At 60.7% G+C, this 13292-nt stretch carries 11 protein-coding genes; 4 read left to right on the top strand and 7 right to left on the bottom strand.

Annotated features, from left to right (window positions below):
- Positions 1 to 69 precede the first annotated feature (69 nt).
- Positions 70 to 597, top strand: coding sequence for a Dps family protein (locus tag RCAS_RS12055; protein WP_012120845.1), 528 nt, complete (start codon positions 70 to 72; stop codon positions 595 to 597).
- 85 nt (positions 598 to 682) lie between these two features.
- Here RCAS_RS12055 and RCAS_RS12050 read toward each other — a convergent pair whose 3' ends face one another.
- From RCAS_RS12050 to RCAS_RS12020, 6 genes are all read right to left on the bottom strand, one after another.
- Complete coding sequence (locus RCAS_RS12050; protein WP_041330690.1) at positions 683 to 1084, bottom strand: hypothetical protein; 402 nt, start codon at positions 1082 to 1084, stop codon at positions 683 to 685.
- 345 nt (positions 1085 to 1429) lie between these two features.
- Complete coding sequence (asnB, locus tag RCAS_RS12045) at positions 1430 to 2926, bottom strand: asparagine synthase B (protein WP_012120843.1); 1497 nt, start codon at positions 2924 to 2926, stop codon at positions 1430 to 1432.
- A 1223-nt stretch (positions 2927 to 4149) separates the two neighbouring features.
- A complete protein-coding gene (locus RCAS_RS12035) occupies positions 4150 to 5256 on the bottom strand; it encodes an NAD/NADP-dependent octopine/nopaline dehydrogenase family protein (protein ID WP_012120842.1) in 1107 nt (368 codons plus the stop codon).
- 24 nt (positions 5257 to 5280) lie between these two features.
- On the bottom strand, positions 5281 to 6939 hold the full coding sequence (locus tag RCAS_RS12030) for a cobalamin B12-binding domain-containing protein (RefSeq protein ID WP_012120841.1): 1659 nt from the start codon (positions 6937 to 6939) through the stop codon (positions 5281 to 5283).
- Positions 6940 to 7675: 736 nt separating this feature from the next.
- Positions 7676 to 8464 (bottom strand): nucleoside phosphorylase, encoded by a 789-nt coding sequence (locus RCAS_RS12025; protein WP_012120840.1) that lies wholly within the window; start codon positions 8462 to 8464, stop codon positions 7676 to 7678.
- 105 nt (positions 8465 to 8569) lie between these two features.
- The gene (locus tag RCAS_RS12020) at positions 8570 to 8776 is read right to left on the bottom strand and encodes a hypothetical protein (protein ID WP_041330686.1); all 207 of its coding nucleotides are present in this window, start codon (positions 8774 to 8776) and stop codon (positions 8570 to 8572) included.
- A 534-nt stretch (positions 8777 to 9310) separates the two neighbouring features.
- On the opposite strand from RCAS_RS12020, the gene RCAS_RS12015 reads away from it, so the two are divergent.
- Positions 9311 to 10846, top strand: a complete 1536-nt coding sequence (locus RCAS_RS12015; protein WP_232280001.1) for a WS/DGAT/MGAT family O-acyltransferase — start codon at positions 9311 to 9313, stop codon at positions 10844 to 10846.
- Positions 10847 to 10955: 109 nt separating this feature from the next.
- Here RCAS_RS12015 and RCAS_RS12010 read toward each other — a convergent pair whose 3' ends face one another.
- Complete coding sequence (locus RCAS_RS12010; protein WP_012120837.1) at positions 10956 to 11234, bottom strand: PspC domain-containing protein; 279 nt, start codon at positions 11232 to 11234, stop codon at positions 10956 to 10958.
- 242 nt (positions 11235 to 11476) lie between these two features.
- Between RCAS_RS12010 and RCAS_RS25645 the strand changes: the two genes are divergently transcribed.
- Complete coding sequence (locus RCAS_RS25645; protein ID WP_198135923.1) at positions 11477 to 12034, top strand: hypothetical protein; 558 nt, start codon at positions 11477 to 11479, stop codon at positions 12032 to 12034.
- Positions 11947 to 12807 carry a PD-(D/E)XK nuclease family protein gene (locus RCAS_RS12000; RefSeq protein ID WP_041330684.1) on the top strand — a complete coding sequence of 287 codons (861 nt, stop codon included), beginning with the start codon at positions 11947 to 11949 and terminating at the stop codon, positions 12805 to 12807. The genes RCAS_RS25645 and RCAS_RS12000 overlap by 88 nt, the downstream gene beginning before the upstream one ends.
- The last annotated feature ends 485 nt before the right edge of the window (positions 12808 to 13292 follow it).

The following is a 13292-nucleotide window of genomic DNA, read 5'->3' as shown; positions in this document are numbered from 1 at the left end:
TACCGTTATATATGCATCTCATCACAGCACCATTTCTGTGCATAGAGTGACAATGGAAAGGAGTTCACGATGAGCGCCGAGATTGGAACGGGACGTATCACAACGACCCCGAAGCCTGATATTGGCTTGAGCGAAACGAGTATTCAGGGCGTGACCGCAATTTTGAGCCGTTTGCTGGCGGATGAGCACGTGCTCTACACCCGGTTGCGCAACTATCACTGGAACCTGGTCGGAATGGCGTTTGGTCCGCTTCATGCGCTGTTTCAGCAGCAGTATGAGGCGCTTGCCGACGACATCGACGATATTGCCGAGCGCATTCGCATGCTGGGACCGGCCGCGCCCGGCACGATGACGGAGTTTCTCCAGCTGGCGACACTCGCCGAGCATCCCGGCGACCTGCCCGATGAACGTGGCATGGTGCGGCAATTGGTCGCCGATCACGAGGCGATCATTCGCCACCTGCGCCAGGACCTGCGCGCCTGTGATGAGCAGTACGACGATATGGGCACGAGCGACTTCCTCACGACGCTGATGGAAAAGCACGAGAAGATGGCGTGGATGCTGCGCGCGCATATTGAGGAGCGCAACCAGGGCTAGCAGTCGTCCAGGTGGTGTAGCGCTATGATGCAAGGGCGGGACTGAGACCCGCACCCGGGAGGGCAGGACTCAGTCCCGCCCTTACTTAGTTCTGGTTGTGCCCTTTGCGCGGAGACGCAATAAACTTCCGATACCCCAGTCCAAACGGCGCTTTTGGTTGACGACACAACGGGCGGCAGAGTTCCTCAACGGTTGCATTGACCAGAGTCATGAGGATATGCACATCCTGATGACTCAACCACAGACCGGCGGTGTGCAGCCACAACTGATACCCGCCTTCCGGGCTATGCATCAGGCGGTAGTAGCCACGGCGCAACAGCGGCGGCTCTTCCTCCAGCAGCCATAGATCGAGGAGCGCCGCCAGATGCGGCAGATCGAACACTGGAATACGGATCGTCGTGTAATCCCAGACCAGCCGGAGGTCACCGTCCGGCGCCAGACCGATCAAACGTCCGGGCGTCACCTGGATGATCGTTGTCAGTTCCATGAGTCGCCTTTCTTGTGATAGTCGTAACAAGAATAGCATAACCCTTTCACTGCTCGCAAGTGACGATCTGTTCATTTGGGGTTAAGGGTTAGGGATTAGCCTGCTTGACCCAACTTTCACCCATTCCACCTTTCACCATACCTGCCCTGGAGCGACGCGCTGCGTAGGTCTAGGAGCAGGTCATAGGACGGCAAATCGGCAATGATGTTTCACCATACCTGCCCTGATCGGAGCACCTCTGCGCTCGCACGCGCTGGATGTTTCACCATACCTGCCCCGGAGCGACGCGCTGCGTAGGGTCATTGCGCGGGCACAGGGGGGCGTGCCGCAGGCAACGTCTCACGTTCACAGGCTCCGGCTCACTCCCATTTCGGGCATGATCAGGCGCTCAGGGAGCACAGCGCGCAGCGTATCGAGGTAGTAGAGCGCTTCTTTATTGCGCAGACGATAGCCCCACCGGTGCAACAGGCGTTGACGTTCGCGCGCAAAGGTCCGGTTGTCGAACCGTTCCTCGGCAACCTTTGCAAGTTCATACATCGAACCGGCGCCAGCGGAAAACTTCTGCTTCGGTCGCTGCACAATCGACTCGGGCAACTCGTCGGCGAATGCCCGGCGAAGCAGCATTTTTGTCGGTTCGCCAGGCGCCGCCTGCTTCCATTCCGACGGCAGGCTCAACGCCAGAGCAATCGACTCAACGTCCAAAAATGGCACGCGCGCTTCGACGCCGAATGCCATAAACATGCGGTCGGCGCGCTGAAGGTTGGTGCGGTGTAACTCGCGGATCGACGTCTCAAGTTCACGGTGCAGGTCTTCTGGCGACGCAATGGATCGCATATAGTCGTACCCGGCGTATAACTCATCGGCGCCTTCGCCGGTCAGGATAACTTTGACCCGCTCCGACGCCAACCTCGCCAGAAAGTAGTTCGGCAGCGCACTGCGCACCAGCGCCGGATCGGCCGACTCGAGATAGTAGATGACATCGGGCAGCGCGGCCTCCATCTCGGCGCGGGTGTAGACATACTCATGATGGTGCGTTCCCAGGTAGCGCGCCATCTGACGCGCGGCCTCCAGGTCGGCGCTGCCCTCCATTCCGACTGCGAAGGTTTCGACCTGGTCGAGTTCGGCGCACGCCAGAAGCGCAATGATACTGCTGTCGAGTCCGCCGCTCAAGCTGACGCCGACGGGAACATCCGCCAGTAGACGTTTGTGAACAGCCGCACGCAAGACGGCGCGAATCGCCGTGATCGCCTGATCGGGCGTCTCGAACATGCCGCTCTGGGGCCATCCCTGAGCAATCTCGTAGTACGTATGGCTGCCGAAACGCGAGTGGTACCATGTACCGGGAGGAAACGTTGTCACCTGATCAGCGTGCAACGCCAGCGCCTTGATTTCGGATGCGAACAGAAGAGCATCGCCGCTCCGCGCCAGGTAGAGCGGCTTGATGCCAATCGGATCGCGCGCCAGGAACAGATCGTCGCCATCAAGGATGGCGAAGGCGAACATGCCTTCGAGCAGACGCACACATCCAGGACCGAGCGTGCGGTACAGGCGCAGCAACACTTCAGTGTCGCTATCGGTCTCCAGCGCCTGCCCACGCAGATACCGGTTGCGCAGCGCGCGGTAGTTGTAGATCTCACCGTTGAAGCAGATCAGTGCGCCATCGTGCTCCATTGGTTGCCTGCCGCCATCCAGATCGATAATCGCCAGGCGTGTATGCCCTAACACGCCACTATCGGCGGCAACAACGCCGCGTCCGTCCGGTCCGCGATGGCTGAGCCAGGCAAGCATGCGCTCAATGCCTGTTCCATCGGTGCTGCGGTAGACGCCTGCTATACCACACATAGGCGTTACGCTCCTTTCATCTGCCACTCTCTGATCCGGGTTCAAGGACGGACTGCGCGCATGCTCATAGCGGGCATGCATGGCGTTGGGATGCGCCGTTGTGCCCTCGCCCCCTACCCCTCTCCCGCACGCGGGAGCAGGGAGTTCACCAACCGGCGCCCCCGTGATCTCACGCGATCCCCGATGATCCCCAAACCCGCACGCGGGAGCAGGGAGACCGGCGCCGCGCGCGCGGACATCCCCGTGCCGGGGTGCGCTGTCATTACGAGACCGGCGCAGCCGGTCGAAGCAATCCCGTCGCCCACCCCGGGTTTGATCCTCTTGCCCCATGCCTTTCCCCTCTCGCCTCTCGCCTCTCCCCTCTCCATAAATGCGAGATACATCTCGCGCGACGCCCTTGTCGGACGCCTCTTGCCTCTCACCGCTCCCCTCTCACATCTCCCCTCTCACCCCGCGCCTCTCACCTCTCGCCTCTTGCCTCTTGCCTCTTGCCTCTCACCGCTCACCGCTCACCGCTCCCCTCTCACCCCGCGCCTCTCGCCTCTCCCCTCTCCATAAATGCGGGATACATCTCGCGCGACGCCCTTGTCGGACGCCTCTCGCCCCTCCCCTCTCCACAAATGCGAGATAAATCTCGCGCTACGCTCTCGCCTCTCGCCGCTCGCATCTCCACAAATGCGAGATACATCTCGCGCGACGCCCTCGCCGCTCGCCTCTCGCCGCTCCACAAATGCGAGATAAATCTCGCGCTACGCCCTCGCCTCTCTCCGCAAATGCGGGATACATCTCGCGCGACGCCCTTGTCGGACGCCTCTCGCCTCTTGCCTCTCGCCTCTTGCCTCTCGCCTCTTCCCTCTCACCTCTCGCCTCTCGCCTCTCCACAAATGCGAGATACATCTCGCGCGACGCCCTTGTCGGGACCTTCGCGCCTCTCGCCCCTCCCCTCTCCACAAATGCGAGATACATCTCGCGCTACGCTCTCGCCCCTCTCCACAAATGCGAGATACATCTCGCGCGACGCCCTTGCCTCTCTCCACAAATGCGAGATACATCTCGCGCGACGCCCTTGTCGGACGCCTCTCGCCCCTCCCCTCTCCACAAATGCGAGATAAATCTCGCGCTACGCTCTCGCCTCTCGCCGCTCGCATCTCCACAAATGCGAGATACATCTCGCGCGACGCCCTTGTCGGACGCCTCTTGCCTCTCGCCTCTCGCCTCTCACCCTACTCCAGCGTTCCCTCTTCAACATAGCGCGTCAATTCGCTGACGCTGAGATTGGCAATGCCAAGCCTATCGAGGGTGCGTCCGCGACGCCAGTAGTCGGTGCGGTGAATGATGCACGCCAACCGGATGATACTGTCGATCCCGGCAACCGCGACGCCATACCGCTGACCAAGAGCAGCAATCGGCACCAGACTCATCGGCACATCCTCGAAGATATACCGGTGGTTGAGAGTCGGCGGCGCCTTAATGCCATAGTATCCCGGTTGATTTTGAATGGCTTCATAGAGCGAGTCGCCGGTGGCATTGTACGCCAGCGCCAGCCACTCCTGTGCGGTGCGGGCGCGAATGCCGAGCGCGGCGGCAACAGTGACGCGCTCACGGTCGATCACTTCGAGCACGCGCGCCACCGAGGGAGTTACACCGTCGATGTAGAACTGAAAGTCACCGCGGGTCGACTCAATGCGCCCGGCGTTGAGCAGGGTCAGTGCCGGATGGAAAATCGCCCCCATGTTGTTCAGACCGGTGCGCAGCACGTTGCCGCCATCGATGTACTGCGGAAACGCATCGCGGATCACGCCGAGCACATCGCCGGTGCGGTATGCTGGCAGCGCCGCCAGTGGAACCGCTTCCTTGATGCGAAAAATACGCGCCTGCGCCGGTCCGTCCGAGCGGCTGGCGTAGATAAACGTCTCGGCTTCGGCAACGGTGACATCCGCCCGACAACGTTCGTCGCGCAGCACTTTAGCAACCTCAATGGCGCCACAGGTACGACCGGGGTGAAGAAGAATGATCTGTCCATCGCGCAGGTACGGCGCCATCGCGCGCGCCACTTCCGCGTGCGCAGATGAAGGCACAACGACCATCGCCACATCGCAACGGTCGAGCGCCTCTTTCATATCCGACGTGACCAGCGCCAGCTGACCAAAACCACGTGGACCGGTTTCGCCCGAGTCCAGTTCGATGCCACGCCGCTGCCGGATGGCTTCGATATGTTCGGGAGTGCGATTGTAGAGCGTCGTCTCAAAGCCCATCAGAGCCAGGTGCGCTGCCATCGCCTTCCCGCCATTCCCGGCGCCAATGACGGTGTAGCGGGTTGAGGATGTCATGACGTTTCTCCTTTTATGTCAAATTCAGGCTGACATTGTTGCATGATCCAGCGCCAGTCGGATGCGTTCTTTCTCGTCGAGCGGGCGTCCCTGCGCATCGACGGCCAGGCACATGCCGTTGATGAAGCGGGTTGCGACGCGACCCGGTGCGAACGGGTTATTGCGCAATTGCGGAGCATCGAGCAGTCCAATCTCCACGGCTTTCGTCAGTGTGGCGGGGTCGGTCAGCGGGTCGGTCACGCCGGGAGGCGCAAGTTGCGCCATCGCATTGAGGAGGAGATGGGTTTCTTCGACCAGTTGCGCCGCTCGCGCGCGCACGGACGGATCGGCGGTCATGTCGGGTTGCCCGCGCAGCGCGTTTTCAATAGCGCGGCGAGCTATGCCGCATGCTTCGATCACATCATCGGCGGTGGCAGCATGGTGCGCTTCGGTATGCCCAACGACGTGAATGATGTGCGGACGCAGCGCCATTTGCAGGTAAATGCTTGCCGAAAGATGCGCCCGCGACGCAGCCGGATCAACCGGGTAACTCAGCAACCCGGTGCGGGTCTGTTTCCAGATGCGGAAATCCGGTCCTGCCAGCGGCGCAGTAATCTCGATCACCGCCAGCATCTTTGCCAGGTCCATGGCATCGGACAAACCGGGCGGGCTGTTGAACATCAGTTGCGCGATATAGTCGCGCACGCCGAACGCGCGCGCATTGTACGCCGAGAGATAGGCGCTGGCAACAAAGACCGTATCGGGCGCATCGCGCATGCCCCAATGGTGCGGCTCATTGAGTTCAACCGGAATGTCCCGCTCGCCATACCAGCGCATAATCGTCTGATGTTCGCGGATCGACCCTTCCAGGTCCCACGGTCCGCGCCCGTCCATGCGGTTGAACCAAAAGAGCGGGATGGCGCACCAGGCGATGTTGATCGTTTCGACATACAACTCTGCCAGGCGCACGAAATCATCAGTGCCGGAGTAGGTGCGCATAAGCGGGTAGTTGCCACGTCGACTGGCAGCGTAGAGGGCGCGATAGTCGTCGGCGCTACGCACCGGCACGCCGCCGGCGCCGGTACGCGCCGGGTCCTGACGTTCGGGGCGGAAAAAGTTCTCCTGGGCGTCCTGATCGGTGCCGAGCGAAATCACATCGAGACAGCGCGCTTCGGCGATGCGCGCAATGCCATCGATGGTCGCCTGCATCGTCGGCAGACCAAAGTGATGACGGATCAGGGGAAATGGCGCTTTCCAGCGAATGCGGTCAACGGTGCGTTGCGGAAAATCCGCCTCGGTTGCGTGTGCCGGATTTTGCCCCCTGAGATATGCCAGAACCTGATCGGCCGGTTCGCTGCCATCGAACACCTGCTCGAAGAAACCGAGCGTGGCGGCTTTCTCCGCCAGCGGCGGCGTTCCGGCGAAGGCGAAACGCACCCCTGCGGCATGCAGATCGTCTGCCGCTTCGGCGAAACGCCCCAGGAGATGCGCGCCGGTTTCCGGCGTCAGGCGGTAGGACACGCCAACCAGATCGGCCTGCTCCTGTCGCGCGGCTTCGAGCACCCGCTCAATCGGCGTGGCCGGACCCAGAAAGACCGTGCGCCAGCCGGCTTCTTCCGCCAGGCGCAGAAAGTTCATCACGCCGGCAACATGCACACATTCGCCGAGCGCAGCGGCGACAACGGTTTTTTGTTTTTCGGTCATGTGCTTCCTCCGTATCTCATGCGCGCCAGAGGTGGGTAAGCGCATACAAAGGCACAAGGACTCCGAGCCTTTGTATCCTCCTGCTCTTGCCTCACCTCGCTGCCTCTATGAGACGCGAGGCACGTAGCACGCGGCAGGTCCCAAGGTCCGGCTCGCCTCTTCCCGAAGCCTCTGCAAGACACGCGGCACGAGGCGCGCGACGGTTCCGATGCCTCACGTGTTCGCATCTCGCCGCCCTCTCCTTCTCAAGGATCGCATGTGTTCAGGTGCGAGGAGTATCGCCGCGTCCTGACGACTCTCCGGCGATGCAGGGAAAGGCATATCTGGGCATCGTAATGACCGAAACCGATGATGCACGATGTGAGATTGCCGGAAAAATCGACAGGTGTGCGTATCCTCCAAGCCGGTATGCCGGGCACACGATGCCAAAGAAGGGACGGTCACACCACGCTCTCCGCGCTTCCGGGCGCCGGTATCGTCTGCTGAATGCCGCTTTATGTCCTTCGCCTGCTCGAAGCGCGCGTCTCCATTGTACCATCTCTCACCAATCGGCGGAGAGCGCGAGCGAGCCTGATCGCCGATTGGTTAAGTTATGTCAATTCATGAACGGTTCGCCAGATTCTCACCGGCGTGATCACCATGTTCCAGACCTCTCGATAATCAGTGGCGCCGACAAGAACGCGCCTCCTGTCCGAATCTGGCGTGGGACCGATGGCATCCCCTTCCTGAACTGGAGTCAGGCAGGGGATGCGGTCAGCGCGATTGCGGCGCGCACGGCTACAGCAATCGCGCGTTCAATGGCGACCGCCTTGCGTTCGACGATGATCGCTTCACTCGCAGTGCGCTGCGCAACTATGCCGCAGACGCATCCAGCCGCAAATCCGTAGACCAGCCCCATTTTGAACAGCGTGCCGGCTTCCATTTCGTAGTTGAGGATGTTCAGGCGGCGGTACTCGTCGGTAATGCCGCGCAACCGGCGCAGCAGGTGCGGATTGGCGGAGCCGGTGCGCTCCTGCCCTTCGTAGAAGGTATCCACCGATGCCGTCACGCCAGCGAAATACTCGACCCCTGCGGCGCGCGCGGCTTCGATAAGCGCGACGGTGACGAACGGATCGGCGGCAGCCGGGAACTCGCGCGGCGCGATGTCGTCGGCGGCGCCCTGACGACACAGTGCGGCGCTGGAAATGACAATGCTCCCCGGCGGAATGTGCAGCTGGATCGAGCCGCTGGTGCCGACGCGGATGATGGTGCGAACGCCGACCTGCACGAGTTCATTCACTACAATGCTAAGCGACGGCGCACCCATGCCGCTGGTTGCCGAAAGGATCGGCGCGCCGTTTGGCAGCGTTCCGACAGAACTGTGCAACCCACGATTCTCCGAGAGAACGCGCGCACCGCGGAGCGCCGTCTGCGCGATCAGGCGCGCGCGCTCCGGGTCGCCGCTCAGCAGCGCGATGCGCGGCGGATCGTCGCCCAGATCGCTGCGCCCAAACCCGATGTGATAGAGGCGATCATTGCCGTTCATAGACTCTCCTTTGAGGCTGTACTATTCGGATAGAGGAAACAGGAACGTTCCGAAACCCAGAAAGAGAAAGAACACCCCTCCAATGCAGCCAGCAAGAATCCTGATCTATCCATCAATCGCAATCCCGCGCTGGTATGAAGGGTAGTCGGCAGGGGCGCCGCCGAAGAGGAACGCGGCTTCGATCGCTCTTCCTGAACCATGGTCAACAATACGTCCGAGCACAGTCACCCGCTGGCCTGCTACAAAGCCGACATACTGTTTGAGCGCGAGGATTGCACCTGTTCCAGCGCACCAGCGGACGCACCAGAGCATAGCCGCTATTGGCGATCCGCACCACGCCGTCGGGAGTCTGCAAGAGCAATGGCACGGTCTTTAGTTCTCTGCCATTCCTCCCTGAGAACGTTGATTCGCTCTCATTGATCTGGTCTGCGTACAAGACGAGATTGTACCGTTGTGCAGGATTGCTGGCGCTGACAATGCCTGCGACGACCACCCCGGCGCCTACCGCGGCTGCCTGGATGTCCGACGCCGTTGACACCGGCAGGCTCCGGAAATGAGGCACTGCATGTTGGGCGCGTCGCACGGAGATGACGCCGTTGATGCCCATGCCAACGCACATGACTCCCATCGGGATAAGCACGATGCTGAACAGTGTCATATGTCCCCCTTATACCAATGACCTGTGACCATCCGGCATGGTCACCCCGCGCAGCGCGAGGGGTCTTGCGCGAACCCGCTCGGATTCCTCGCTGCGTTTACCCTGAGCGAAGCGAAGGGCTCGGAATGACACGCATGCGGCATCTTCAATCGTCATTGGTATTACAGATAGACGCTCACCAGACCATATTGACGTTCCTCTTCGACAATGGTCAACTTTTACCGCTCTGTGGCAACTTCTCACCTTCGCTGCTCCTGTCGGTCGTGTACGATCAACGCACCGAAGCGGTTCTGGTGAATAACGGAGGTCGGACGATGGCTCAGGACTCCCATCCCCTCGGCGCCGTTGACAGCGCCTGGTTGCATATGGACGACCCGACGAACCTGATGATGGTGACGGGCGTGGCGTTGCTCGACGGTCCAATTGATGTCGAGCGTTGTTACAAGACGTTCGAGTCGCGCTTGTTATCGTTTGAGCGCTTCCGCATGCGCGTGACGGATCAGCGTGGTTCATTCAGCGCTCCCCGATGGGAACCCGATCCCCACTTCTCGATCCGCGCCCATGTGCATCGGGTGGCGCTGCCATCGCCCGGCGACATGACAACCCTCCAGGAGTTTCTTGGCGATCTGGCGAGCACGCCGCTCGACTACACCAAACCACTCTGGCAGGTGCACCTGGTTGAGAACGTGCTTGGCGGTTCAGCCGTCGTGATGCGGTTCCACCATTGCATCGGCGATGGCGCCGCCATGAACACGGTGATGCATCGGTTGATGGACAAGACGCCCGATGCGCCGATTGAACTCCCGCGACCGCAGTCCAACCACAACCACACCCTCGGTCCTTTGCTGGAACCAATCGTAGCAACAATTGAAGGTTCGATCAAACTGGCTGACGAACTGGTTCACGAAGGGATGGAATTCTTGCGACATCCCGAGCATCTCCTCGACCTGCCGGCGCAGGCAGCCAGCGGGGCGATGGCGTTGAGCCGGGTGCTGCTGCTGCCGCCCGAAACAAAGACGCTCTTCAAAGGTCCACTGGGGGTGCAGAAACGGGTCGCCTGGTCGTCGCCGACGCCACTGGAGCAGGTGAAGCAGATCGGGAAGACCGCAGGGGCGAAAGTCAACGACGTGCTCCTGGCGGCAGTGGCGGGGGCGTTGCGCAACTATCTCATCGGGCGCGGCGCATCCGCCGATGGAGTGGAAATCCGCGCCGTGATCCCGGTCGATCTGCGGCCACCCTCCCGCGCCCACGACCTGGGGAATGAGTTCGGACTGGTGTTTCTCTCGCTGCCGCTGGGCACGCCGAGTCCGGTCGTGCGCCTTGCCGAAGTCAAGCAGCGAATGGAGGCGCTCAAACGATCTCCCGAAGCGTATGTCTTCTACGGTCTGCTCAATTTCTTTGGGCGCACGCCGGCGCAGGTGGAGGAGCAGGCGGTCAATCTGTTCGGCAGCAAGGCGACCGCAGTGATGACGAATGTGCGCGGTCCAACGGAGCAACTCTACCTGGCGGGCAATCGGATCAAGAACATGATGTTCTGGGTGCCGCAGTCAGGTCGGTTGGGGATGGGGGTCAGCATTATGAGTTACTGCGGTCAGGTGACGCTCGGTGTGATTACCGACGCCGGGCTGGTTCCCGATCCAGAGACCATCACGGCGGCATTCGAGCAGGAGTTTCATGTGTTGTACGATGCGATTGTCGCGCCGACATCGGCAACCACGCCGTAGCAACGACAGATCGACGACAACGGCGCAGCAACGGAGAGACGGAGCAAGCACTCCGTCTCTCGCGCGTCACGACGCCTACCACCAACGATATGAGCGCGCGCTATGGTCATCACGACTCGCGCCGGATCGGTTCGCCGGTGTACGGGTCGTATTTCCATTCTTCCACAGGGCGGGGATGGTTCAATTGCGGCGGCGCCGGAACTGCCCCTTCTTCCGGCATCACAATCCACAGGATAACGTACACCAGCGGGCTGATGCCGCCGAAGAGCACCGCCAGAACAAACACCAACCGCACGATCACCGGGTCGATGTTGAAGTAACGCGCAAGACCACCACACACGCCCGCGATCATGCGGTCGCTTTTGCTGCGCACTAACTGGCTACCCATTGGGAACCGTCCTTTCTCATTCGACTCTTCCTGCATTGTGTGACGAATGCGCATCGCCAAAGGTTGCGGCTCTCGTCTCCGGCGACCGTCACCCGCGCTCTGCCCGCAGCACGCACCGTTGCCCCCGATCCCCGGCGATTGGCTATGGTTTTTGCCCCAATCCGGTCAAGCGCTTGAATCTCTGCCCGAACCATAGTACGATGTCCGTAATTGCCGACTGTCATCATTCTGGCATATATCCAATGAGCAATCCGGGACACATCGATATCGGCGGCGATGCCACGCACTCCATTTTGATCACCGGCTCGCACAATGTAATCCAGATCGGGCAGGCGGCGGCGCAGGCGCGTTCCGCCGGGTGTGACCCGGCGCAGATGCTGCGCGTCGCGGCGATCCTGGCGGCGCCGGTCTTCGACCCGCGCGACCACAATCGCCCACCTGCACTCCTCGATCTGCGCGCCGAGTGGGCGCGGCTGGCGCGTGCCATCCATGACGCCCACGCTCCCACTCTCCTTACCCGCCTTGTTCCGCCAACCCTCGCCACGCTCCGTCGTGAACTGTCGCCGCGTGTGGCGGAGCAGGGCCTCTTTCCGCATGTGTTGCACGTGAGCGGGCGCGCCTGGGCGCAGGGGCTGCTGCTGGAAGAGGTAACACTATGCTATAATCATCCACATACCCTTTTATCTTCGGACCCTTGTGGGGGTAGCATTGTATGTCAATCGATCGCGAACAACTACGCGACCTCATCTTGCAAGAACTACCGGCGCTCTTCGAGCGGGATCCAGAATTGCAGCGCTTGATTGTGCGGCTGTCGCAACAATATTTTGCTGACCGCCGTGAAACAGAGAGTCGATTTGATCAAATGCTCGACGAGCTACGCCGTGATCGCGAAGAGCAGTCACGACGTTGGGCAGAACAAATGCGGTTGTGGGACGAGCAAAATCGGAAGTGGGACGAGCAAGTACGACTGTGGGACGAGCAAAATCGGAAGTGGGACGAGCAAGTACGACTGTGGGACGAGCAAAATCGGAAGTGGGACGAACAAGTAGGACTGTGGGACGAGCAAAACCGGAAGTGGGAGGAGCAAAATCGGCGATGGGAAGAAAATCAACGTGAGATTCGCGAACTGATCCAGAGAACAGACGTCCTGAATCGTCGGTTTGATTCGACCATAGGCGCCTTAGGCGCACGCTGGGGATTGTCGTCCGAACACTCGTTTCGGAGTGCACTCCAAGGCATTTTGACCGATTTCTTCCCGCTTGAGGTGATTCATGTCAATGAATATGATGATAGTGGGGAGGTGTTTGGTCGTCCCGAACAGGTTGAACTCGATCTGATCATTAAAAATGGCGTTTTGCTGATTTGTGAGATTAAATCTTCAATGAGCAAAGCGGACATGTATTTGTTTGAACGCAAGGCTCGTTGGTATCAACAACGCCATGGCCGGACAGCACAGCGACTTATTGTGATTTCGCCGATGGTCGACCCGGCAGCGCGGAAGGTGGCCGAACGTTTAGGGATTGCCGTGTATAGCTTTCCCGAAGATGCCGGTAAGGCGATTACAGAACCGTAATCACCTCCGGGTCGTTCCACGTTGTGCCCAGGTTCTGTCTGACAGAGGGGTGTGTCGGTTACCCTCTGGAAGGCGCTGGCGGCGGCGCAGCCGGACGCCTTCAGTTCCGAGCCGGTGCGGAGACCATGACCGCCGCAGCGCCGCATGTGCGCAGCGAGGCGATCCGAGCAACACGCAGCCCCGGCGATGGATTCCAGGTAGGGGCGTGTATCGTTAGATCCAAGGGGTTAGTTCCTGTGCAGCGTCATCATCTCAAATGCGAAGGCGCCGATATGTTCCTTTGTGTCTTGGTGTCTTAGTGGTGCGCCGATACACCTGCATGGCGTGAGCGCGTTGGGGCGCGAAGGGTGTCCCGCAGAAACCGCATTAGACCGGTGTATCGCTTGCGCTCATGGCTGTGCGCCGCCATCGCACAACACGTCGGGGGCGATCCTTCTGACGTAAGCGGCGCGATCAATCGCAGCGGCTGTCCGTTCTGCGCTGGT

This window comes from Roseiflexus castenholzii DSM 13941, assembly GCF_000017805.1.
Classification (GTDB): Bacteria; Chloroflexota; Chloroflexia; order Chloroflexales; family Roseiflexaceae; genus Roseiflexus; species Roseiflexus castenholzii.
The sequence above is the reverse complement of the archived record's forward strand: the minus strand, read 5'-3'. Positions and strand labels throughout refer to the sequence as shown.

Coding starts and splice junctions, on each gene's coding strand:
- RCAS_RS12055 (WP_012120845.1), top strand. CDS start 70: ATGAGCGCCGAGATTGGAACGGGACGTATCACAACGACCCCGAAGCCT.
- RCAS_RS12050 (WP_041330690.1), bottom strand. CDS start 1,084: ATGGAACTGACAACGATCATCCAGGTGACGCCCGGACGTTTGATCGGT.
- asnB (WP_012120843.1), bottom strand. CDS start 2,926: ATGTGTGGTATAGCAGGCGTCTACCGCAGCACCGATGGAACAGGCATT.
- RCAS_RS12035 (WP_012120842.1), bottom strand. CDS start 5,256: ATGACATCCTCAACCCGCTACACCGTCATTGGCGCCGGGAATGGCGGG.
- RCAS_RS12030 (WP_012120841.1), bottom strand. CDS start 6,939: ATGACCGAAAAACAAAAAACCGTTGTCGCCGCTGCGCTCGGCGAATGT.
- RCAS_RS12025 (WP_012120840.1), bottom strand. CDS start 8,464: ATGAACGGCAATGATCGCCTCTATCACATCGGGTTTGGGCGCAGCGAT.
- RCAS_RS12020 (WP_041330686.1), bottom strand. CDS start 8,776: ATGCTCTGGTGCGTCCGCTGGTGCGCTGGAACAGGTGCAATCCTCGCG.
- RCAS_RS12010 (WP_012120837.1), bottom strand. CDS start 11,234: ATGGGTAGCCAGTTAGTGCGCAGCAAAAGCGACCGCATGATCGCGGGC.
- RCAS_RS25645 (WP_198135923.1), top strand. CDS start 11,477: ATGAGCAATCCGGGACACATCGATATCGGCGGCGATGCCACGCACTCC.
- RCAS_RS12000 (WP_041330684.1), top strand. CDS start 11,947: ATGTCAATCGATCGCGAACAACTACGCGACCTCATCTTGCAAGAACTA.